Annotated in this window: 19 protein-coding genes; 7 read left to right on the forward strand and 12 right to left on the reverse strand. The window is 69.4% G+C overall.

What is annotated here, in order from left to right:
- Positions 1 to 22 precede the first annotated feature (22 nt).
- The gene (locus V3W47_RS10625; protein ID WP_331825181.1) at positions 23 to 763 is read left to right on the forward strand and encodes a glucodextranase DOMON-like domain-containing protein; all 741 of its coding nucleotides are present in this window, start codon (positions 23 to 25) and stop codon (positions 761 to 763) included.
- Positions 760 to 1,638, forward strand: a complete 879-nt coding sequence (locus V3W47_RS10630; protein WP_331825182.1) for a DMT family transporter — start codon at positions 760 to 762, stop codon at positions 1,636 to 1,638. Before V3W47_RS10625 ends, V3W47_RS10630 begins: the two co-directional genes overlap by 4 nt.
- Before the next feature lie 14 nt (positions 1,639 to 1,652).
- Here V3W47_RS10630 and V3W47_RS10635 read toward each other — a convergent pair whose 3' ends face one another.
- The 5 genes from V3W47_RS10635 to V3W47_RS10655 form a co-directional block, all read right to left on the reverse strand.
- A complete protein-coding gene (locus V3W47_RS10635) occupies positions 1,653 to 2,012 on the reverse strand; it encodes a DUF3969 family protein (RefSeq protein WP_331825183.1) in 360 nt (119 codons plus the stop codon).
- A 210-nt stretch (positions 2,013 to 2,222) separates the two neighbouring features.
- Positions 2,223 to 2,498, reverse strand: coding sequence for a hypothetical protein (locus tag V3W47_RS10640; RefSeq protein ID WP_331825184.1), 276 nt, complete (start codon positions 2,496 to 2,498; stop codon positions 2,223 to 2,225).
- Positions 2,499 to 2,560: 62 nt separating this feature from the next.
- Positions 2,561 to 3,820: a DUF4127 family protein gene (locus tag V3W47_RS10645; RefSeq protein ID WP_331825265.1), complete on the reverse strand. Its 1,260-nt coding sequence runs from the start codon at positions 3,818 to 3,820 to the stop codon at positions 2,561 to 2,563.
- Positions 3,821 to 4,065: 245 nt separating this feature from the next.
- Positions 4,066 to 4,338 (reverse strand): hypothetical protein, encoded by a 273-nt coding sequence (locus tag V3W47_RS10650; protein ID WP_331825185.1) that lies wholly within the window; start codon positions 4,336 to 4,338, stop codon positions 4,066 to 4,068.
- A gap of 73 nt (positions 4,339 to 4,411) precedes the next feature.
- Entirely contained in the window at positions 4,412 to 6,679 is a 2,268-nt protein-coding gene (locus V3W47_RS10655; protein ID WP_331825266.1) for a RelA/SpoT family protein, read from the reverse strand.
- A gap of 539 nt (positions 6,680 to 7,218) precedes the next feature.
- Between V3W47_RS10655 and V3W47_RS10660 the strand changes: the two genes are divergently transcribed.
- Positions 7,219 to 8,148: a nucleoside hydrolase gene (locus tag V3W47_RS10660; RefSeq protein WP_331825186.1), complete on the forward strand. Its 930-nt coding sequence runs from the start codon at positions 7,219 to 7,221 to the stop codon at positions 8,146 to 8,148.
- Between the two features lie 6 nt (positions 8,149 to 8,154).
- Here V3W47_RS10660 and V3W47_RS10665 read toward each other — a convergent pair whose 3' ends face one another.
- The 3 genes from V3W47_RS10665 to V3W47_RS10675 all read right to left on the reverse strand — a co-directional run bounded on the left by V3W47_RS10665 (position 8,155) and on the right by V3W47_RS10675 (position 11,616).
- Positions 8,155 to 8,565, reverse strand: coding sequence for a hypothetical protein (locus V3W47_RS10665; protein WP_331825187.1), 411 nt, complete (start codon positions 8,563 to 8,565; stop codon positions 8,155 to 8,157).
- Positions 8,566 to 8,623: 58 nt separating this feature from the next.
- Positions 8,624 to 9,826, reverse strand: a complete 1,203-nt coding sequence (locus V3W47_RS10670; protein WP_331825188.1) for an acyl-CoA dehydrogenase family protein — start codon at positions 9,824 to 9,826, stop codon at positions 8,624 to 8,626.
- Between the two features lie 101 nt (positions 9,827 to 9,927).
- Positions 9,928 to 11,616, reverse strand: a complete 1,689-nt coding sequence (locus tag V3W47_RS10675; protein WP_331825189.1) for an acyl-CoA carboxylase subunit beta — start codon at positions 11,614 to 11,616, stop codon at positions 9,928 to 9,930.
- A 434-nt stretch (positions 11,617 to 12,050) separates the two neighbouring features.
- On the opposite strand from V3W47_RS10675, the gene V3W47_RS10680 reads away from it, so the two are divergent.
- From V3W47_RS10680 to V3W47_RS10690, 3 genes are all read left to right on the forward strand, one after another.
- Positions 12,051 to 12,920 (forward strand): hypothetical protein, encoded by an 870-nt coding sequence (locus tag V3W47_RS10680; protein WP_331825190.1) that lies wholly within the window; start codon positions 12,051 to 12,053, stop codon positions 12,918 to 12,920.
- Positions 12,917 to 13,714, forward strand: a complete 798-nt coding sequence (locus V3W47_RS10685) for a bacteriorhodopsin (RefSeq protein WP_331825191.1) — start codon at positions 12,917 to 12,919, stop codon at positions 13,712 to 13,714. The genes V3W47_RS10680 and V3W47_RS10685 overlap by 4 nt, the downstream gene beginning before the upstream one ends.
- Positions 13,715 to 13,821: 107 nt before the next feature.
- Positions 13,822 to 15,171: a cytochrome P450 gene (locus V3W47_RS10690; protein WP_331825192.1), complete on the forward strand. Its 1,350-nt coding sequence runs from the start codon at positions 13,822 to 13,824 to the stop codon at positions 15,169 to 15,171.
- 4 nt (positions 15,172 to 15,175) lie between these two features.
- Here the strand turns inward: V3W47_RS10690 and V3W47_RS10695 are convergent, their stop codons facing one another.
- The 4 genes from V3W47_RS10695 to V3W47_RS10710 all read right to left on the reverse strand — a co-directional run bounded on the left by V3W47_RS10695 (position 15,176) and on the right by V3W47_RS10710 (position 18,495).
- Positions 15,176 to 15,805, reverse strand: a complete 630-nt coding sequence (locus V3W47_RS10695) for a CoA transferase subunit B (RefSeq protein WP_331825193.1) — start codon at positions 15,803 to 15,805, stop codon at positions 15,176 to 15,178.
- 99 nt (positions 15,806 to 15,904) lie between these two features.
- Complete coding sequence (locus V3W47_RS10700; RefSeq protein WP_331825194.1) at positions 15,905 to 16,600, reverse strand: CoA transferase subunit A; 696 nt, start codon at positions 16,598 to 16,600, stop codon at positions 15,905 to 15,907.
- 37 nt (positions 16,601 to 16,637) lie between these two features.
- Entirely contained in the window at positions 16,638 to 17,408 is a 771-nt protein-coding gene (locus V3W47_RS10705; RefSeq protein WP_331825195.1) for an alpha/beta fold hydrolase, read from the reverse strand.
- Positions 17,401 to 18,495: an alpha/beta fold hydrolase gene (locus tag V3W47_RS10710; RefSeq protein WP_331825196.1), complete on the reverse strand. Its 1,095-nt coding sequence runs from the start codon at positions 18,493 to 18,495 to the stop codon at positions 17,401 to 17,403. The genes V3W47_RS10705 and V3W47_RS10710 overlap by 8 nt, the downstream gene beginning before the upstream one ends.
- Positions 18,496 to 18,803: 308 nt before the next feature.
- Here V3W47_RS10710 and lon point away from each other — a divergent pair, with 308 nt between their 5' ends.
- Positions 18,804 to 21,263 carry an endopeptidase La gene (gene lon / locus V3W47_RS10715; protein WP_331825197.1) on the forward strand — a complete coding sequence of 820 codons (2,460 nt, stop codon included), beginning with the start codon at positions 18,804 to 18,806 and terminating at the stop codon, positions 21,261 to 21,263.
- Position 21,264 lies beyond the last annotated feature (1 nt).

Consider the following 21,264-nt stretch of genomic DNA (forward strand, 5'->3'; position numbering starts at 1 on the left):
CGGCGGGGCTATACTGGCGCGCGTGCTGACGCTCCTCACCGCCGCGCTCGCGTCGTTCTCCGATCCGGCGGGGGATGCGCGGGGGGACGGGGGGTACATCCTGCCCACGCGGCCCGCCGTGAGCGCCGAGGCGCTGGACCTGCGCGGCTTTCAGGCGAGGGCGGGGGGATCGGGGATGCGTTTCACCGTGGAGCTGGGGCGCATCGAGAACCCGTGGGGGGCACCGGGCGGCTTCTCAGCGGGCGTGACGGACATCTTCGTGCGGACGGGCGTGGGCGGCGCGCGGACGCTGGACGGCCTGCGGCTCAACGTGAGCGGGTCGGGCGGCTGGGGCTATCACCTGCGGGTCACGGGCTTCGGGGGCACCCTGCGGGCCGCGCCGGAGGCCGGGGGGGAGCCAACCCCCCTCGCCGCGCCGACCGTGCGGGTGGAGGGGACGAACCTCGTCATCGACGCGGCCATCCCGCCCGGCCAGTACGCCTACTGGGTGACGAGCAGCGTCTACTCGCCCTTCACGCCCGACGGGGTGCTGCGGCCCGTCACCGTGCCCGGCCCCGCCTCGCTGCAAGCGGGCCGCGAGGGGGCACCCGTGCCCGTGGACGTGCTGCTTCCCTCGGGGGACGCCTCACCCTTCACTGTGGGGCTGCTCGCGCCCGTCGGCTCCACGCGCGACCCGCGCACGCTGCTCCTCCTCGGCCTGGGGGCGTTCGGCCTCCTGACCGTCCTGCTGGCGACCGTGGCGGTGTGGCGGAGGCGAGGTTGAACGTCCCCGCCCCCCTGCTCATCCTCGTCGCGGCGGTGCTGTGGGGGCTGCTGGGCATCCTGGGCAAGAACGCGCAGGCGGCGGGCGTCGGCGCGCTGGAGGTCGCCCTGTGGCGGGCGGTCCTCGCGGGCGGGCTGTATGCCCTTCACGCGGGCGTGACCCGTGCCCGCCTCCCGCGTGGGCGTGATCTGCTCGTCACCGCCATCTTCGGCATCCTCGGCGTGAGCGTCTTCTACGGGTCGTACCAGCTCGCCGTGCGGGCGGGCGGCGCGAGCCTCGCCTCCGTGCTGCTGTACACGGCCCCGGCCTTCGTGGCGCTGCTGGGCTGGGGCCTGCTGCGCGAGCGTCCCGGCTGGCGCGAGGCGGCGGCCATCGCGGGGACGCTGGCGGGCATCGCCCTCATCAGCCTCGGCGGGGGGCAGGGCGTGAACGTCACGGGCGCGGCCCTGGGGTGGGGGCTGATCGCGGGCTTCACCTACAGCCTGTATTACCTGTACGGCAAAGCCTTCTTCGGGACGTACGCGCCCCACGCCCTCCTCGCGGTCGCGCTGCCCGTGGGGGCGCTGGGGCTGCTGCCCTTCGTCACCTTCAGCGCCAAGACGCCGGGCGCGTGGGCGTCCCTCGTCGCCATCGCCGTCTTCAGCACGTACCTCGCGTACCTCGCCTACGGGGCGGGGCTGCGGCGTCTGCCCGCCACCCGCGCGAGCGTGATCGCCAGCCTCGAACCCGTGGTCGCCGCTGGTCTGGCCGCCCTCCTCTTCGATGAGCGGCTGTCACCCACCGCCCTCCTCGGCGCGGCGCTGGTGATCGGGGCGGCGCTGTCGCTGAGCGTGGAGAGGAAGCCGAGGGGGGAGTTGGCGGCGCGGGTGGAGTAGAAAATTGCTCTCCTCTATTTCGGCTCTACATGCATGCTCGCAGCGAAAGGCAAGGGCGACAGCCGTTCAAGGGCTTGTACGATGCGTTTTTCAACATCTATCACACTCGCCTGAAAACTTGCTGGACCCAAACGCCGAGTATCATCGAGAAAGAAGCTCCGCTCAAGCAAGGTCAACAATTCGAGCGAGACGCCGTGTGCTGCCAATTGATTGTTGCGGAATGGATTAAACAACAGAGCCTCCGCCTGCTGAGTGGAGATGAGGCCGCTTTTTAGACTCTGCACGACTCCAAGAGAGGCGATTGGTAGGACTCGCTCTAAATTATCACCATTCTGACAGGAAAACACTAGAGAGTGGCGGGAAGGTGGTGTCATCTATCTGTAGTTTAACCGTTAGAAGAAGTGCGACGGCAGGAATGCACAGGAACTTTGGTGGAAACTGACCGCCCCTCCAGCTTGAAATCCCACTCGGAGGAGCGGCCCCACGGCAACTTCGCGTCGTCGAACTTGGAGAGAAAGCTGAGGGTGGAGCGAACACCGGGCCACGAGAACCAAACCCCGGACCCTTCAGGTCCCACCACCCGTTCAACGAAGCTGCATCTCCAGTGGCAGCGGCAGACGTTGGGACGGGGAGTCCAGCAGGCACGCGAACCGCAGGTGGCGTTGACTGATGAACCACATCTGGTCGGTGTCGTTCGCCAGGATGAAGTAGGCCTCGGCGGTCTCGGAGGGCGAGTACACGCCCAGCACCCGGTACATACACGTAACAGAAAACCCGCTCTCCAGGGGCCGGGGCTGGGGGGAGCGGGGGCCTTCAAGCTGCTCGACGCGCACGAACAGGTTGGGGTGAAAAGCGAGCATGGGCAGACGATAGGCCAGGACAAACCACGTGACTGACGCTTTTCAGACGATGGACGGCCCCCTCACCGCCCCTCCAGCTCGAAGTCCCACTCGAAGGAGCGGCCCCACGGCAACGTCGCGTCGTCGAGGGTATACGTCAGACCGAGGCGGAGCGGGAAATAGCCCCGCGCGAGGTCCAGCAGCCGCGCCTGCCCGGCGGGCGTGCTCAGCTCGGCCTCGGGGATGGCCTTGCGAAGGGCCGCGCGCACCTCGGCGCTGTAGATCACGTCGTTGGCGTACTCGCGGGCGAGGAGGGCGTCCTGCCGCAGCGGGTCGGCCCCCTCCAACGTCATCCGGGCGTGGGCCAGGGCCGTGCCGAGGTTGTTGCCCGGCGTGCCCCAAGCGGCGAGCGAGCGCAGGTTCGCGTGCTGCCGCAGGGTGGCGAGGTCGGTCCACAGGCGGGTATTGCCGAGGTTGACCTGCGCCACGTCCGCCACGGCAACCGGGCCGCGCCGCAGGAGGGCGCTCACACGCACGGCGGCCTGCCTCGCGTCCCCGCCGTTGTAGACGAAGAGGGTCAGGTCCGCCGCGCCCTCCCCCACCACCCGGAAGCCGCTTCCCCGTGCGTGGTTCTCGGCGCTCGCGGTGAGGGGAATGCCCTCGTAGCGGATGACCTGCGCGGCCTTCGCCGGGTCGCTGTACTCCACGCGCACGGTCTTCTCGGCGGGCGCGAGGGCACGGGCGGCGAGCATCGCCAGCACCTCGTCCGCGCCGGGGTAGACGCGCACGTTCTCGGAGGCAGTCTGCGCCAGCGCCGCGCCCTCGGCGGGGGAGGGGCTGCCGGGGAGGGCGTCGTCCCACGTCACATGCAGCTCCCTGAACACGCCCGAGCGTGCCCACTCCACCATCTCACGCACGACGGCGAGGTTGCGTTCCCGATTCGTCGCGTCCGGCTCGCGCGGCAGGGTGATGAAGGCGAAGATGGGCTGCCCCGTCCGCCCCCCCCACGCCCGCACGGGGTTCAGCCGGGCCAATGCCTCCTGCGCCGTGAGCGGACTCGTGCGCGACTGGACCAGACCGCCGTAGGCGAAGGCGTCCAGCGCAACCACGAGCGGCCCGTCCGTCGGCTGCGCGGCGAGCCACGCCCCCAGGGCCGCCGGGTCCGCCCCGCGCTCCGCATTGCCGAGGAGGTCGGCGGCGGGCACATGCGGCGTTCCCCCGCGCACCCCCGCGATCAGGGCGGGCAGCACCCGCGTCGCCGGGCGCGAGTCGAGCGGCACGAGCGTCTGTGCCCCGGCCTGGACGGCGAACAGGGCGGCGGAGAGGAGGAGGGCGCGGCGCATCATGCGGCCCAGGCTAGAGGCGGAGCGTGAGGGGCGGCGGAGGAAAGGGTGTGGGGGGGGGGAGTGTATGGGAGTATTCCCTGCCCAGAGGCACGTCAACGAAGTTTCGGCGAGGGGCGTCAGGAACATGTTTTAATCCCCTTCCACCTTGACTATCCTGGCCGCTTGATGTGCGAGCTTTTTGCTGTTTGCGTCGAAGTATTGCAAATAATGACTCAAACTCGTCCGCGCAACTATATCTGTCATCAAAGCGTCGGCTTCTTGGTAAATCTTTCCATCAGGAAACCGTCTGCCTTTAGATCAGTTTGATGGGGGAATGTCAGCGCTATGTGATAGTCATACTGACCAAATTTTGATATGAAGATAACCTCTGCTTTGACCTGCCCATACCGGGCGGCCATCTCCTTCTCCAGTTTTTCTACCACCCATATAAATAAGCCAATGACGAATAGATTGTTTTCGCTCACCTTGAAGACGACAGACGGAAACGGCACGTCAACGATTGTGTAGAATCCCATGCCCTCTCCCAACCGATGAAATGCCATGTCTTAAGTTCTCAAATATTAGAAACTCATAACTCAGGGAACTGCCTCACCCCGCCCCGTTCCGCGCCCGCCCGTTGCCCTTGCCCGCGCGCAGAACGTCGGTGACGCCGGGCACGCGCAGAACGGCACCGCGCACGGCCTCCAGGTCGGCCTGCCCCTCCACGGCGAGGCGCAGCAGGATGTGGGCCACGTCGCCCGCGCTCACGCCCGCCTCGATCTTGAGGGGGCTGCGCTTCTGGACCGCCAGCACGCCCAGCACGTCGGCCAGCAGCCCGGCGCGGTCCACGGCCACCACGTCGAGGTCCACGAGGGTGCTGCCCGGCGTGCCCGCGTCCCAACTGGCGGTGATGCAGCGTTCGGGTTCGTCCTTGAGGAGCCGGACCATGTTCGGGCAGTCGAGGCGGTGGATGCTGACGCCGCGCCCGCGCGTGAGGTAACCCATGATTTGATCGCCCCGGATGGGGTTGCAGCACTGCGAGAGCTTCGTCGCCGTGCTCATGCCCTCCACGTACACGCCGCCGGGTTCGGTGGGCCTGGGGGGCGGCGGGCCGCGCCGCTCGGGGGCCTGCTCCTGGGCCAGGCTGGGCGACAGCACGCGCCCCACCACGCTGGGGGTGAGTTTGCCCGCGTTCAGCGCGAGATACAGGTCGTCGGGGTTGCGGGTGCCCACGAGCTTGGAGGTGGCGTCCTCCAGCAGTTTCGTCCGCATCAATTGGCGCACCGGAAGCTGACGCTTGCGGAGGTAGCGTTCCAGCAGGTCGTGGCCGTGTTGCAGCGCCTCGGCGCGTTCCTGCTGGCGGAAGTGATGACGAATCTTGGCGCGGGCCGAGCGGGTGACGGTGAAGTTCAGCCAGTCCTTGCTGGGGTGGCCGTTCTTGCTCGTCACGATCTCCACCATGTCGCCGTTGCCGAGCTTGTACGAGAGCGGCACGATGGAGCCGTTCACCCGCGCCCCCACCGTCGTCTCGCCGATGCGGGTGTGGATGTGGTAGGCGAAGTCCACGGGCGTGCTGCCCACCGGCAGCGAGAGCGCCAGCCCCTTCGGCGTGAAGACCCGCACCCGCTGGGAGAGGATGTCGGTCTTCACCGCGTCGAGGTAGTCCGAGGCGTCGTTGATCTCGTGTTGCAGCTCGCGCAGTTGGGCGATCCAGTTCTCGCGGTCCTTTTGCGCGAGGCCCGTGCCCTGCTTGTACATCCAGTGGGCGGCGACCCCGTACTCGGCGATCTCGTGCATTCGCAGGCTGCGAATCTGCACCTCGATGGGCTGCCCGCTCTGGCTGATGACGGTCGTGTGGAGGCTCTGGTAGCCGTTGGGCTTCGGGACCGCGATGTAGTCCTTGAAACGGCCCGGCAGCGGCGTCCACATCGAATGCACGATGGAGACCGTGTGGTAGCAGATGCGCTTTTCCCGCGTCGCCTCGGCCCGCTCGCGGCGTTTCTCGTCGGTGCCGGGGGGCACGGTGAGGTCACGCGGCGTCAGGATCACCCGGATGGCGAGGAGGTCGAAAATCTGCTCCAGCCCCTTGCCCTCCTTCTGCATCTTGGTATGGATGCTCCAGAGGTGCTTGCTCCGCCCCGCGATGTCGATGTCGCTGACCCACTCGGGGAGTTCGAGGTCGTCCTCCAGCGCCGCGCGGAGTTGCGCCACCGCCTGCTCGATGAGGGCCTGCCGCTCCTCCTGCCGGGTCCGCAGCCGCGTTTGCAGGTACTCGTAGTCGCCCGGCTGGAGGTACTGGAACGCGAGGTCTTCGAGTTCCCACTTGATCTGCCCGATGCCGAGGCGGTGCGCGAGCGGCGCGAAAATCTCCATCGTCTCGCGGGCGATCCTGGCCTGCTTCTCCGGCTTCATGGCCCCGAGCGTCCGCATGTTGTGGAGGCGGTCGGCGAGCTTGACCACGATGACGCGGATGTCGCCCGTCATGGCGACGAGCATCTGGCGCAGGTTCTCGGCCTGCACGTCGCGGCCCGCGTCGCTGACCTGCGCGGCCTGACTTCCCTGCTTGGAGAGCTTGCTGACCTTTGTCTCGCCCTCCACGATGCGGCGCACGCCCTCGCCGAACTCCCGCTCGATGGCCTCGAAGGTCACGCCCTCCACGTCCTCCACCGTGTCGTGGAGCAGCCCGGCGAGGATGCTGTCGGTGTCCATCCCCAGCCCCGCCAGAATCACGGCCACCGCGACCGGGTGGGTGATGTACGGCTCGCCGCTCTTGCGGTTCACCCCCGCGTGGGCGTCCCGCGCGAAAGCGTAGGCCCGCTCGACCCGCTCACGCTCCTCCGCCGGTCGGTCGGCGATCAGGGGGCGCAGGTCCTCCATGCCGTGCTCGCCGGGCGCGGACACAGCTTGTTCGGGGACGTGTTGGGACGAACCGCGCACGGCGCGCAGCATAGCGCGGCCCCGGCGGCGGGCGGCGGCCCTGTGTCACCAAGAGGGGGAGGCGGGACGGCGCTACGCGGGCGCTGTTCGGCGGAGTCACGGGCGACCCCTCCGCCCCTTCGGGGCACCTCCCCTGAAAGGGAGGCAGAAGCCGTTCAGGCTCCCCCCCAGGGGAGCTGTCAGCGAAGCTGACTGAGGGGTCGCCCGCCGCTCCACCGCCCACTCCCAAGAAAAACGCCCACCTGTGGGTGAGCGAGAAGGTTGTGAGGTGAGGAGGCCCGCTCAGCGGCGGTCGCGCACGCGGACGGGAATGGGGACCGGCTGCGGTTGGGGAGCGCCCTTGAGCGCCTCCCGGAGCCAGTCGATGAATTCACGCAGGCCCTTCATGGACACAGTGTAGGGGCGGCGGCGTGGGGCAGATGCGGAATAGCTTACGTTGAATTCATCCACCCGGTAGGGGGTGACACAATGCATGACAAATGCCCCTCAACGTCATCCTCGACGGCGACCCCGGCCACGACGACGCCGTGAACATCCTTCTCGCGCTCGCCAGCCCGGAGCTGCGGGTGCTGGGCCTCACCACCGTCTTCGGCAACGTCGGGGTGGAGCGCACCACCCGCAACACCCTGATCGTCCGCGAACTCGCCCGCGCGGACGTGCCCGTGTACCGGGGGGCCGACCGACCGCTCGTCGCTGCGCCTATCAGCGCCGAACTCGTGCATGGGGAGAGCGGGTTGGACGGACCACACCTGCCCTCACCCAGCCGGGATGTGCAGCCGGGGCACGCCGCACACTTCCTCATCCGCGCCGTGCGGGAGCATCCCGGCGACGTGACTCTCGTGCCGACCGGGCCGCTGACGAACATCGCCCTGGCCCTGCGACTCGCGCCCGACATCGCGCCCCTCATCCGGCGGATCGTCTGGATGGGCGGCTCGACCGACACGGGCAACTGGACGCCCGCCACCGAGTTCAACGCGCTCGCCGACCCGCACGCCGCCCATATCGTCCTGACCTCCGGCGTGCCCGTCACGATGATCGGCCTGAACGCCTCGCATCAGGCCATCGCACATCCGGCGCGGGTGCAGGCGTTCCGTGACCTGGGCACCGAGGTCGGCGAGTTCGTGGCCGTGCTGCTGGAGTTCTTCGCCGAACACCACCGCGTCCGCTACGGCTGGGACGGTGGTGCCCTCCACGATCCCCTGACCGTCGCGTGGCTGCTGCGCCCGGACCTCTTCAAGACGCGCCCCATGCATGTGGAAATGGACCTGACCGAGGGACCGAGCCGTGGGCGCACAGTGGCGGACGTGTGGAACGTGACGGGCAAGACACCTAACGCCGAGGTGATGACGGAGGTGGATGCGGACGGATTTTTCGGGCTGCTGGTGGAGCGGGTGGGGCGGTATGGGTAGGGCTGCTCAACCGATAGTCAGCGTGATGTTCCAAAGGCTGCCGCCCTGTAGAGCAATCAATGCGCCTGACAGCGACATCCACAATTGACCTTCGTCAGCCTCTTGCATCGGGGAAAGTTCAATGCCCTGCTCTGCACACCAATTCAAGATGTCGTTTGAGAAATCGAAGCCACACCAGTTCACCAGATCGCTCGGAGAATGGCCCACCGTGATTTCAATGCTGTGGAGCATGCCCTCGAACAACCAGAACACAAGATTGTTGCGTTGTAATTGAAAGAGGTCCTTGCCTACCCGCGACGCATCGAACACGACCCTGAATCGCTCCAGCAGATGCTCGAAACGGTCGTCAGGTCGCAGAGGCAATTTCTCGCGTGCTGTAAGCAACGTTCGGAGAGAAATAGTCTTGAGGCGCGGCACCATACCAGGATGGCAGCCGCGCCTCGGAAACACATCGGCGTGATGTTGTACTCGTCCCCTACTCCGCAAACCGCTTCATCACGTCCCGGCTGATCACCAGGCGCTGCACCTCGTCCGTCCCCTCGCCGATGCGGGTCAGGCGGTTGTCGCGCCAGTAGCGTTCCACCGGGTACTCCTTGATATAGCCGTAGCCGCCGAGCATCTGGATGGCCTCGTCGCAGGCCTGGACGCCCACGGTGGTCGCGTAGAGCTTGGCGCGGGCGACGGCGGCGGTGAAGTTCTGCCCCGCGTCCTTGAGGTCGGCGGCCTTGCGGATGAGCAGGCGGGCGGCCTCCAACTGGGTGTCCATGTCGGCGAGGCGGAAGGCGATGTCCTGGTGGTGAGCGATGGCCTTGCCGAACTGCTCGCGCCCGGCGGTGTAGCGCGCGGCGAACTCGAAGGCGGCGCGGCCCAGCCCCAGCCCCATCGCGGCGATGCCGACCCGCCCACCGTCCAGCACGCGCATCACGTCCTTGAAGGCGTTGCCGCGCTCGCCCAGCAGTGCCTCGGCGGGCAGGTGGATGTCCTCGAAGATCAGTTGGGCCGTGTCGCTGCTCCGCAGGCCGAGCTTGTCCTCCTTGCGCCCGATGGAAAAACCCGTCACCTCGTCGCGGTTGAAGACGAAGGCGCTGATGCCGTCGTTCTTGCCCTTGCCGGGGCGCGGCGCGTCCGTGCGCGCGAGGATGACATAAGTGCCGCCCACGCTCCCCTGCGTGATGAAGTTCTTCGAGCCGTTCAGAATCCACGAGCCGTCCGCCTGCTCAACCGCCCGCGTCTGGAGGCCGCCGCTGTCGCTGCCGCTGGCGGGTTCGGTGAGACCCCACGCGCCGAGCTTCTTCGCGGAGGCGAGGTCGGGGAGAAACTTCCGCTTCTGCTCCTCCGTGCCGCCGATCAGGATGTGGCCCTGACACAGCGAGTTGTGCGAGGCCACGGTGAGGCACAGCGAGCCGTCCACCGCCGCGACTTCCTCGATGATCATGGCGAAGGTGGCGGTGTCCAGGCCCGAGCCGCCGTACTCCTCCGGCGTCTGCGCGCCCATGATGCCCATGTCGCCCAGTTCCTTGACGATCTGGAGGGGAAACTCGCCCGTCTGGTCGCGCTCGGCGGCCCCCGGCTCCACGCGGTCTCTCAGAAAGCTCTTCAGGGCCGAGATGATGGTGCGCTGGTCGTCGTTCAGGGGCGAGACGTTGGGGTTGGTGGGTCGGTCGAGGGTGCTGGTCATGGGGGAAGCCTCCGGTGGGGTCGAGCTGTCAAGGGGTCGAAGAGTCGAGAAACAGAAGCGAGGCTTGACCCCTCGACTCCTCGACTTCTGGACGGACTGACCTACACCTGAAACACCCCCACCCGCAACTCCTCCTGGTGCGGGTTCCCGGCGCACGCCTCCAGGGCGCGAATCAGCCGCTCGCGCGTGTCGTTCGGCGGGATGATCTCGTCCACCCACAGGCGGGCGGCGGCGTAGCGGGGGTCGAGTTCGGTGTCGTACTTGGTCTTGACCTCCTCGTAGAGGCGGGCGAGTTCCTCGTCGTCGGGGTCGTGGCCCGCACGTTTCAGGGCGGCGAGTTGGATGTCGAGGAGGGTCTTGGCCGCCGCGTTGCCGCTCATCACGGCGTATTTGGCGCTGGGCCACGCGAAGAGGAAGCGGGGACCGTACGCCTTGCCGTTCATCGCGTAATTTCCGGCCCCGAACGAGCCGCCCGTGATCACGGTGATCTTGGGGACGACGGAGTTGGACACCGCGTTCACGAGCTTCGCGCCCCGGCGGATGATGCCCTCCTGCTCGGAGTCGCGGCCCACCATGAAGCCGGTCACGTCGGAGAGGAAGACGAGCGGCACACCCGCCTGATTCGCGTCGAGGATGAAGCGGGCGGCCTTGTCGGCGGAGTCGCCGTAGATCACGCCGCCGACCTCGATGCGGGTGCGGAGGCCGGGTTCGCCGCCCGCCTTGAGCTTCTTCCTGATGACGGTGCGCTGGTTCGCCACGAAGCCGACCGGATAGCCGCCGAGCCGCCCGAAGCCGCACACGATGGTTTCCCCGTACTCGGCCTTGAACTCGTGAAAGCCTGGCTCACCGTTGGCCCCGCCGTCGATGATGGACGTGATGAGGTCGCGCACGTCGTAGGGCCTGCTCCCATCGAAACCGACGAGTTCGGTGAGGTCACGCGGCTGAGGCTCACGCACCCCCGACCGCCGCCGCGCCCACGGGGCCACCTCCCCCTGCGCGTACAGGTCGGCGAGCGAACGCACCCGGCTCAACGCCGCGTCGTCGTCCGGCTCGCGGTAGTCCACCGTCCCGGCAATCCCGGCGTGCATGGCCGCGCCGCCCAGTTCCTCCGAGTCCACGACCTGCCCGATGGCGGCCCGCACGAGCGCGGGTCCGGCGAGGTACAGGCCCGACCCCTCCGTCATGATCAGCGTGTCGCACATGACGGGCAGGTACGCGCCGCCCGCCACGCAATTGCCCATGATGGCCGCGATCTGCGGAATGCCCCTCGCGCTCATCCGGGCGTTGAGGTAGAACACCCGCCCGAAGTCGTCCTGATCGGGGAAAATCTCGTCCTGCATGGGCAGGTACACGCCCGCCGAGTCCACGAGATACACGACGGGCAGGTGATTTTCGAGGGCGATGGTCTGCGCCCGGATGACCTTTTTCGCCGTGATCGGGAAAAAGGCCCCCGCCTTCACGGTCGCGTCGTTGGCGACGATCATCCAGGGGCGGCCCGCAATCTGCCCGATGCCCGTTACGGTGCCGCCACTCGGGCAACCGCCGACCTCCTCGTACATGCCCCAGCCCGCAAAGGTCATCAGCTCGTCGAACGCGGTGCCGGGGTCCACCAGCCGGGCGATGCGCTCCCGCGCGGTGAGGCGGTTCTTGTCGTGCTGACGCTGCTGCGCCCTCGCCCCCCCACCTGCCCACACCCGTTCCCGGTCGGCGGCGAGGCGGGCGAGGGCCTCCGCCCACAGGTCGGAAGCGGGGGAGGACGACGCCGGGGCGCGGGTGTCAGGCTGGGTCATCTGTAGCGCCAGTCTAACAAACGCTCGTTAGTTGTGGGGGGAGAAGGCCGAGTGACCTCACCCCCTCACCCCCTCGGGCGTTCCTGGAACCACAGCTTCCCTGGTGGTCCAACACCCGACTGCCCGACGTGCCTCCCTGCGCCTGGGTCCCCGATGTCCCCTCCCTCACAGCCGGGGACAGGTGCTTTGGAGACAAGCTCTTCCGTTAAGTCCCTGCACCATCCATCTCGGTTCCATTTTTGTCGGCGCGGATACTTTTAGGAGAGGCCGAAAAGATTCCTGTGAGTCTTCCCCTTTTACAAGGGGAGAATGCTAAGCGCACTTGGAAAGACCCTGCCTCGTTCGCGGTGGTGGAATGGAGATTGGGCGACGCGCCGGGAGGTCCAGCCCTGGGCTGAACGTTCACCGGGCGGCACGGCCCACGGGGGACGAGGATGAGCGCCGGGGTCGCCTCGCCCGTCACCCACGTCTTTCGGCTGCTGACCCGTCGCCGCACGGCGGGCGAGTACCTGCCCAGTTCGACTTTCACCGCCACCCTGGCCCAGCGTCGGGCCGAGGGATGCACGGGGCTGTTCGAGGTGGACCTGCCCGGTGGGACGCGGGGCTGGTTGCTGCTGCACCGGGGCCGCGTCGTCCACGCGGTGTCCGGTGGCCTGCCGCCCGTCGAGGCCGCCGAGGCCACCCTGCGCGGGGCGCGACACGGCACGGTCCATGCGTTCGCGCTGGGGGCGGGGCCGGCGTCGCTCGCCCTCGCCGCCGTGGACGGACGGGTTCTGGCGCTCGCCCAGCCCCTGACCGCGCACCAGCCGACCCTCCTGACCGACCTCGCCGCGCGGGGCTTCGAGGGCGTGCTGCTGCTGGAACGCGGCCTGACGCACCACCACATCTGGGAGCTTCGCGGCAGCGTGCCCCCCGGTGCCGCCCTGCCCATCAACACGGCGGGCTACCGCCAGACCGTGATCGCGTGGACCCCGCGCGACCTGCCCGCGCTGCTGCACGCCCCCGACGCCCTCGCCCCGGCCCCCCCGCCCGTGGGTGGCCCGTTCGCAAGTGGAGGCCCGCCCCCCGCCGTTCCGACCGCCGAGGAGCTGTGGCGGGCCTTCGAGCGCGAGCTGCACGAGGAACTCGACGAGCGTGCCCCGCGCCTGCTCGCCCTGGTGCGCGACCAGCACGCCGCCACCGAGCCGCGCGAGTTGCAGCGCGTCCTCGCCGGGCACCTGCGGCGCGTCACCGGGTCCGCCGCAGGGTTCGACGACCACCTCCACCTCACCCCCCACGGCGCTGCGCGCCCGGAGACCGAATGAACGACCTGATGCCCCTCACCGCCGGCCAGCACCTGCTGATCCTCAACGCCCTCAACCTCACGACCGCGATCATGGGCGGCGCGGCGCTGCTGTTCACGCTGCTGCGCTCGCAGGTCGCCAGCGCCTACCGTCTCGCCCTGAGCCTGATGGCCGTGGCCGTCGGCATGGCGGGCTACCACTACTGGCAACTGCTGGGGGGCTGGAAGGCCGCCTACACCCTTCAGAACGGTGCCTACGTCCCCACCGGGCAGCCCTTCGCCGACGCCTTCCGCTACGCCGACTGGCTCGCCACGGTGCCCCTGATCCTGGCGGCGCTGATGCTGGTCCTCGACATCGGGCGGCGCAAGAGTGCCAGCCTCGTGACGCGGCTCGCGGTGGCCGCCGCCCTGATGATCGGCCTGGGGTACGTGGGGGAGGCCCAGCGCGAGAACCTCGCCCTGCGTGCGGCGTGGGGTGCGGCATCGTGCGTGCCCTTCGGGTACATCCTGTTCGTGCTGTGGAGCGAGCTGCGCGGGGTGCTGAGCTTCGAGACGCCGCGCGTGCGCGAGCTGTTCACGCGGCTGCGCGTCCTGATGCTGGCCTCGTGGAGCCTCCACCCGCTCGTGTACGCCCTCCCGCTGCTGGGGCTGGGCGGTGCCCCCGCCTTCGTGACGGGGCAGGTCGGGCACTCGGTCGCCGACATCTGCGCGAAGGTCTTCTACGGCCTGATGATCTACGCCATCGCCCGTGAGAAGACCCTCAGCGAGGAGATGCTGCTCGGGCTGGAGGCCCCGCGCGAGGTGGTGCGCCCGTAGGACAACGCCGAAGCTGAAGGTTCTGGATGTCCGGGGTGACGAGTGTCGTCCCGGACTTGTCCTGTGGGAGAGGAGTGGCGGCGCGCGCGGAGGACCATACTCCTCCCATGACACAGAGCGCAGGTTGGCCGGACGGACCACGGGGGCATGGCGTGTGGGGCAACCTGCCCGAGTTGCGGCGGGACGCGGTGGGCTTCATGCGGCACGCTCGGGCGGCCTACGGCGACGTGTTCCGGCTGCGCCTCGGCCCGCGCGACGTGCTGGTGGTGGCGGAGCCGGGAGCGGCGCGGGAGGTGCTGGTGGCGGGGGCGGCGAGCTTTCGCAAGGGGCGCGGTATCCAGAAGATGCGGGACTTTCTGGGGGGTGGACTCCTCACCGCCGAGGGGGAGACGTGGCGGGCACACCGCCGCCTGATGCAGCCCGCCTTCCACCGCGCGGCGCTGGAGGGCATGGCGGACGAGATCGTGGGGGCGACGGGGCCGCTGCTCGCCCGGCTGGGGGGGGCCGCGCGGTCGGGGGAGACGGTGGACGTGGCCTCCGTCACGGCGCACGTCACCCTGCGGGCGGTGGCGGCGGTGCTGTTCGGTGCTGCCCTGCGGGACGAGGACCTGCGGGCCGTGGAGCGCGAACTCCCGCCCCTGCTGGCGAGCACGGCGGCGCGGGTGCGGTCGGTCGTGGATTGGCGGCTGCCCACGCCGTCCCTGCTGCGGGAGAGGGCGGCGGCGCGGGCGCTGGATGAGATCGTTCACCGCATCATCCGCGAGCGGCGGGCGTCCGGGGCGGAGGGCAACGACCTGCTGGGCATGCTCCTGGCCGCGCGGGACGAGGAGGGCGGGGGCGGCCTGAGCGACGCCGAGCTGCGCGACGAGGTGATGACCCTCTTCCTCGCCGGGCACGAGACGACGGCCACCCTGCTGACCTACCTGTTCCTGAACCTGTCGCGCCACCCGGAGCTGCGGGAACGGGTGCAGGCCGAGGTCCGGGGGGCGCTGGGGGACCGCCCGCCCACCGCCGCCGACGCGCGGAGCTTCCCGCTGCTGAACGCCTGCATTCAGGAGACGCTGCGGCTCTACCCGCCCGCTTGGCTCGTGCCGCGTCAGGCCACCCAGCCCGTCACGGTGGCGGGGGTGCCCCTCGAAGAGGGGGCGAACGTCAGCGTCAACATCTTCCTGCTGCAACGGAACGCGCGCTTCTGGCCGGGGCCGGACGCTTTCCGGCCCGAGCGGTGGCTGAATCAGACACGTACACCGGAAGCCTTCATGCCCTTCGGGGCTGGGGCGCGGATGTGCATCGGCAACCACCTCGCGCTGATGGAGGCCGTCCTCATCTCTGCCCTCGTGCTCAGGAGCTACACGCTGGACGTGCCGGACGGCGGACCGACCGGGCTGGTGGCGGGCGTGACCTTGAAGCCGGACGGGGTGGTGGGGGCACGGGTCTCCTCTGCCGCGTCCGCCTGAACCCTCACTCCCGAACCTCCGCCCCCGTCTTCATCCGCAGTTCCTCCAGCGTCACGCCGGGGGCGAGTTCCACCACCTTCAACCCCTCCGGCGTCACGTCCAGCACCCCGAGGTCGGTGATGATGCGGTCCACCACGCCCTTCCCGGTCAGCGGCAGCGTACAGTCGGGCAGAATCTTGTGCGCGTCGCCCTTCGCCACGTGTTCCATCAGCACGACCACGCGCTGCACGCCCGCCACGAGGTCCATCGCCCCGCCCATCCCCTTGACCATCTTGCCGGGGATCATCCAGTTGGCGAGGTCGCCCGCCGCACTGACCTGCATGGCCCCCAGAATGGCGAGGTTGACGTGCCCGCCGCGAATCATCCCGAAGGAATCCGCGCTGGAGAAGAAGCTCGCGCCGGGCAGCGCCGTCACCGTCTGCTTGCCCGCGTTGATCAGGTCGGGGTCCACCTCGTCCTCGGTGGGAAAGGGGCCGATGCCCAAGAGGCCGTTCTCGGACTGGAGCCACACGCTCACGCCGTCGGGGATGTGGTTGGCGACCAGCGTGGGCAGGCCGATGCCGAGGTTCACGTAGTAGCCGTCCTGCAACTCCCGTGCGGCGCGGCGGGCCATCTCGTCTCTTGTCCAGGGCATGAGGTCTCCTTCGGGGGGTCGAGGGGTCGGAGGGTCGAGGGGTCGAGGAGAAGGAGCGCGGGACTGGACGCCTCGACTTCCAGACTTCCGGGCGGCACGCTATGGCCGCACCGTGCGCTGTTCGATTCGCTTCTCCGGCGCGGCGTTCAAAATCACCCGCTGCACGAAGATGCCGGGTGTGTCCACCTCGTCGGGGTCGAGTCCGCCGACCTCCACGATCTCCTCCACCTCGACGACCGTGACCCTCCCGGCGGTGGCGACCATCGGGTTGAAGTTGCGGGCGGTCTTGCGGTAGACGAGGTTGCCCGCCTTGTCCGCCTTCCACGCCTTGACGAGCGCGAGGTCGGCGACGATGCCCCGCTCCAAGATGTACGTCTCGCCGTCGAACTCCTTGTGTTCCTTGCCCTCGGCGACCAGCGTTCCGACGCCCGTTCGCGTATAGAAGCCGGGAATGCCCGCCCCGCCCGCGCGCAGGCGTTCGGCCAGCGTGCCCTGGGGGGTGAACTCCAGTTCCAGTTCGCCGTTGAGATACTGGCGCTCGAACTCCCTGTTCTCGCCGACGTAGGAGGACACCATCTTGCGAATCTGGCGGGTCTGGAGCAGCAGGCCGAGGCCGAAGCCGTCCACGCCCGCGTTGTTGCTCACGGCGGTGAGGCCAGTCACGCCGCTGTCGCGCAGGGCGAGGATAAGTTGCTCGGGAATGCCGCACAGCCCGAAGCCCCCGACGGCGACCGTTTGGCCGTCTTGCACGATGTCTTGCAGCGCCGACGGGGCGCTCTCGTAAACCTTGTTCATGTGTGCTCCAGTCTAGGGGTGGGGTGGAGGGGGACGGTCAGCCCCCGGCGACCAGCGGCCAGCTTCCAGCCACCAGCGAGACGGCGGGAGAGGCCAGAAAGTTGTTCAGGAGGGCGCGGAAGGCGGAGGGGTCCTCCTGTGGGAAGCCGTGGCCGCGCCCGTCCACGATGGTGGCCGAGGTGCCCAGCGCCGTCGCCTGCGTCCGTACCATCTCCGGGGTAACGAGGGTATCCAGCTCGCCCCCCAGCACGAGGACGGGCAGCCCGGTGAGCCGCGCGGGGTCCACGCTCCACGCGGCGAGAGCGCGGGCGTTTTCAGCGGAGTGGCCCGCCACCATCCGCCCGCCGTCCTCCACGAGCCGCGCGAAGTTGGCGGGCCGGGCGGAGGGGAAGAGCGCCCCCAGGCTCACCTCGCGCAGGCCCGGATTCACGCGCAGCAGCTCCAGCACGGGGTAATTCTCCTCCGGGGTGACGAGGCCGCCCAGGGGCGCACTCGCCGCGAGGACGAGGCCGCAGAGGGCGGCGGGGTCGCGGGCGGCGAACTCCAGCGCGACCGCCCCGCCGAGGCTGTGCCCCAGCAGCACGGGCCAGGCCACGCCCCGATCGCGCAGCCAGCCGGCGAGCCAGCCGGCATAGGCCCCGATGCCGACCTCCCCCTCATGCCCGGTCCCGGCGAAGCCCGGCAGGTCGGGGGCGAGGACGCGCCAGCCGTCCGGCGGGTCGGCGAGGAGGTCCTCCCACCACGCCGACGACGCGAAGTTCCCGTGCAGGGCGACGAGCACGCGGTCCGGCTGGCCCCACTCAGGCATGGGGCACGTCCCCGGCGGCGAGGGGGTCGGGGGGCGGGGGCACGGCGGGCAGGGTGTCGTCCAGCAGGCCGCGCAGCAGGGGCGCGAAGGGGGCGGTGTCCGCCACGCAGCCGAGGTGCCCGTGCGCCGAGTCGTACTCCAGGTGGGTGTGGGCCACGCCCGCCGCCCGGCTCACCTCCGAGAAGGCCCGCATCTCGTGGGAGGGGAAAAACTGGTCGCCCCGGATGTTCACGGTGAGCAGGCGCAACCCCATGTCCCGCCAGCGGGTAAACAGTTCGGCGCGCGGGGCCACCTCGTCCAGGTCGTGCGTCTCCACCACCCGCGCGATGTCGAGGATGTGCGCGAGGCTCGCCGTGGCCCCCCGCGTTCGCAGGTACGTCTCGAAGCTCGTCTCCCGGAAGGTGCGCTCCAGGGCGTCGGCCCCCAGCCCGAAGAGGGAGATCAGCCGCAGCGCTCCCGTGACGCCCCCGGTGGCGGCCACGTCGCGCATCAGCGGCGCGAAGGCCCCCCGCAGCACCGGACCCGCGCAGGGGCTGGTGGCGACGGCGGCCACGCGCGGCGCGAGGTCGGGCGACCGGGCCGCCCACTGGAGGGCCTGCATCCCCCCGAAGCTGGGGCCGAGAACGGCGTGCCAACGCGCCGCCCCGAGGTGACGCAGCAGCGCGAGTTGCAGCCTGTGGAGGTCCCCGAAGGTCCAGGCGGGGAAGCGGTTCCCCCACGGCTGGCCGTCCGGGTGCCCGGTGTCCGGCCCGGTCGTCACCACCGCCGGGTCGCCCGACTGCACGTTGGACGGTGTGTTCATCGCCACCACGCAGAAGCGGTCCGTGTCCACCGCGCGCCCCGGCCCGATGAGGGGGTCCCACCAGCCCGCCGCCCCGTCCGCGCCGGGTCCCGCCGCGTGCGCCGTGCCGGTGTAGTAGTGGCACACCAGCACGGCGTTGTCGCGCGCCGCATTCAACCTCCCCCACGTCCGCACGCCCAGCCGCACGGGCACGGCCTCGCCCGCCAGCGGCACCGTCACCTCCAGCGTGAAGGCCCCCGGCGGTGCCCCGCCCTCTCCCTCGCCCCCCCCCACACGTTGTCGCATCGCCTCCGAGGGTAGGGGGGGAACGTTACGGGACGGTCACAGGGGCAAAAGGCAGAAGGCAGAAGGCAGAGGACGAAGGGGTGGGAACGGCCCCCGACGTTAAACGTCCCGTCAGCCCCCCGTGGGGTTGCTGTCAGGGTGGGGGGCGTAGGCTTTTTCTGTGCTGGACGCGCTGTGGACCGGGCGGCGGCGCGGGGCCTGACGCTTGCTCCCCCCGCCGAAAGTTGATATACTCGCACTCAAGTTTCCTGGCATCTCCAGCGCCAGAAGCCGCCGAGCAGGACCGCTTTCGGGCGAAAGGAGCCTCCATGCCCACCGACACCCCATCCACCCCGCTGCCCGCCAACGTGCCCGTGTGCCCGGTGCGGGGCAGCGTCATCTACCCGACGATGGTGCAGCACATCGACGCGAGCCGCGCCCTCTCCATCCAGGCCATCGAGGCGGCGATGGCGGGCGACAAGGTGATCCTGATCGTCTCGCAGCGCGACAAGGACGTGGACGACCCGCAGGGGACCGACCTGTACGACGTCGGCACGGCCTGTAACGTGCTGCGCGTCCGCAAGAATCCCGACGGCACGGTGCAGATGCTGGTGTCGGCGGTGGCCCGTGCCCGCGTGACCCGCTACACGCGCGGGGAATTCCTGCGCGCCGACATCGCGCCGCTGCCGACCGAGAGCGGCGACCCGGTGGAGCTTCAGGCCCTGGGCCGCGAGTTGCGCGAGAAGTTCGAGGCGGTGGCGCAGGGCGGCAAGGTGAGCGCCGAGAGCGTCCAGACCATCCAGGGCAAGGACAACCCCGGCGAGATGGCCGACCAGATCGCCTTCCACCTCGACTTCAAGCTGGAGGACAAGCAGGCGATCCTGGAGGCCGCGCGCGTCACCGACCGCATCCGCCGCGTGCTGACGCTCCTCGACACCGAGCAGGAGGTGCAGGCCGTCCAGGCCCGCATCCGGGCGCAGGTCAAGGAGGAGATCGACAAGAACCAGCGCGAGTACTACCTGCGCGAGCAGATGAAGGTCATCCAGAAGGAGCTTCAGGGCGGTGAGGACGGCGACGAGGGCGACGAGGCCGAGCAGTTCCGCGCCAAGATCGACGCGCTGGGCCTGAAGCCCGAGATCAAGAAGGAGATCGACCGCGAGGTCAACCGCCTCGCCCGGATGCACCCCGATGCCGCCGAGGCGTCCGTCATCCGCACGTACCTCACCTGGATCACCGAGCTGCCGTGGAACGTCCGCAGCGAGGACCGTCTCGACGTGCCGGAGGCCGCCGGGATTCTCGACGACGACCACTACGGGCTGGAGAAGGTCAAGGACCGGGTGCTGGAGTTCCTGGCCGTCCGCCGCCTGCGTAAGGAGCGGGCCGAGCGCGGCGAGATCGACGCCGCCGAGGTCAACAAGGGGCCGATTCTGGTCTTCACCGGTCCTCCCGGCGTCGGCAAGACGAGCATCGCGCAGAGCATCGCCAGGGCGCTGGGGCGCAAGTACGTCCGCATCGCGCTGGGCGGTGCCCGCGACGAGAGCGACATCCGGGGTCACCGCCGCACCTACATCGGGGCGATGCCGGGCCGCCTCATCCAGGGCATGCGGACGGCGGGCACCAAGAACCCGGTCATCCTGCTCGACGAGGTGGACAAGCTCGGGTCGAGCTACCAGGGCGACCCGTCCAGCGCGCTGCTGGAGGTCCTCGACCCCGCGCAGAACCAGCACTTCACCGACCACTACCTCGGCGTGGCCTTCGACCTCAGCGAGGTGATGTTCATCGCCACGGCGAACTACCCCGAGCAGATTCCCGCCGCGCTGATGGACCGCATGGAGGTCATCGACTTCTCCTCGTACATCGAGCAGGAGAAGCTGGAAATCGCCAAGCGCTACCTGCTGCCGCGCCAGCTCACCGCCAACGGCCTGAAGGCCAACCAGATCAGCTTCACCGACGCGGCGCTCGAAAGGCTGATCAGCCACTACACCCGTGAGGCGGGCGTCCGCAACCTGGAGCGCGAGATCGGCACGGTGGCCCGCAAGGTCGCCCGCCGCATCGCCACCGGGGAGACCAAGCGCGCGAAGGTGACGGACAAGGAACTCGACCGCTACCTCGGCCAGAGCCGCTATCAGCCGGAGTCCGAGGCGCGCGAGGACATGGTGGGCGTCAGCACCGGCATGTTCTACACGCCCGTCGGCGGCGACATCCTCTTCGTGGAGACCTCGGTGATGCCCGGCAAGGGCCTCGTGCTGACCGGCCAGCTCGGCGACGTGATGAAGGAGTCGGCCCGCGCCGCCCTGACCTACGCCAAGAGCAACTCCGAGCGCTTCCACCTCGACCGCGAGCGGATCGACAACTCGGAGATTCACGTCCACGTTCCGGCGGGGGCGATTCCGAAAGAAGGCCCCAGCGCGGGCGGCGCGATGGTCACGAGCCTGATCTCGGCCCTGAGCGGCATCCCTGCCCGGCGCGACGTGGCGATGACGGGCGAGATGACGCTGACGGGGCGCTACCTGCCCATCGGCGGCCTCAAGGAGAAGGTGCTGGGCGCGCGGCGCGCGGGCATCCGCCACATCATCATGCCCAAGGCGAACGAGGCCGACCTGCGCGACATCCCGCTGCACCTGCGCTCGTCCATGCGCTTCCACCCCTGCGAGACGGTGGACGAGGTGCTTGACGTGGCCCTCGTCGGCGGGCTGGCGGCGCTGGAGCGCGGCGCGGGTCAGACCGAGAATGCGGCTCCCGCCCCTAAGCGCCGCTCCACCCGCCGGGCACCCGGCGCGAGCGCGTAAG

Source organism: Deinococcus sp. YIM 134068 (genome assembly GCF_036543075.1).
GTDB lineage: Bacteria > Deinococcota > Deinococci > Deinococcales > Deinococcaceae > Deinococcus > Deinococcus lichenicola.

Excerpts from the sequence above, each read along its gene's own strand:
- V3W47_RS10710 (WP_331825196.1), bottom strand. The coding sequence starts at position 18,495 with ATGCGACAACGTGTGGGGGGGGGCGAGGGAGAGGGCGGGGCACCGCCG.
- V3W47_RS10680 (WP_331825190.1), top strand. The coding sequence starts at position 12,051 with ATGAGCGCCGGGGTCGCCTCGCCCGTCACCCACGTCTTTCGGCTGCTG.
- V3W47_RS10675 (WP_331825189.1), bottom strand. The coding sequence starts at position 11,616 with ATGACCCAGCCTGACACCCGCGCCCCGGCGTCGTCCTCCCCCGCTTCC.
- V3W47_RS10650 (WP_331825185.1), bottom strand. The coding sequence starts at position 4,338 with ATGGGATTCTACACAATCGTTGACGTGCCGTTTCCGTCTGTCGTCTTC.
- V3W47_RS10700 (WP_331825194.1), bottom strand. The coding sequence starts at position 16,600 with ATGAACAAGGTTTACGAGAGCGCCCCGTCGGCGCTGCAAGACATCGTG.
- V3W47_RS10655 (WP_331825266.1), bottom strand. The coding sequence starts at position 6,679 with ATGGAGGACCTGCGCCCCCTGATCGCCGACCGACCGGCGGAGGAGCGT.
- V3W47_RS10640 (WP_331825184.1), bottom strand. The coding sequence starts at position 2,498 with ATGCTCGCTTTTCACCCCAACCTGTTCGTGCGCGTCGAGCAGCTTGAA.
- V3W47_RS10705 (WP_331825195.1), bottom strand. The coding sequence starts at position 17,408 with ATGCCTGAGTGGGGCCAGCCGGACCGCGTGCTCGTCGCCCTGCACGGG.
- V3W47_RS10690 (WP_331825192.1), top strand. The coding sequence starts at position 13,822 with ATGACACAGAGCGCAGGTTGGCCGGACGGACCACGGGGGCATGGCGTG.
- lon (WP_331825197.1), top strand. The coding sequence starts at position 18,804 with ATGCCCACCGACACCCCATCCACCCCGCTGCCCGCCAACGTGCCCGTG.
- V3W47_RS10635 (WP_331825183.1), bottom strand. The coding sequence starts at position 2,012 with ATGACACCACCTTCCCGCCACTCTCTAGTGTTTTCCTGTCAGAATGGT.
- V3W47_RS10660 (WP_331825186.1), top strand. The coding sequence starts at position 7,219 with ATGCCCCTCAACGTCATCCTCGACGGCGACCCCGGCCACGACGACGCC.
- V3W47_RS10645 (WP_331825265.1), bottom strand. The coding sequence starts at position 3,820 with ATGCGCCGCGCCCTCCTCCTCTCCGCCGCCCTGTTCGCCGTCCAGGCC.
- V3W47_RS10695 (WP_331825193.1), bottom strand. The coding sequence starts at position 15,805 with ATGCCCTGGACAAGAGACGAGATGGCCCGCCGCGCCGCACGGGAGTTG.
- V3W47_RS10685 (WP_331825191.1), top strand. The coding sequence starts at position 12,917 with ATGAACGACCTGATGCCCCTCACCGCCGGCCAGCACCTGCTGATCCTC.
- V3W47_RS10670 (WP_331825188.1), bottom strand. The coding sequence starts at position 9,826 with ATGACCAGCACCCTCGACCGACCCACCAACCCCAACGTCTCGCCCCTG.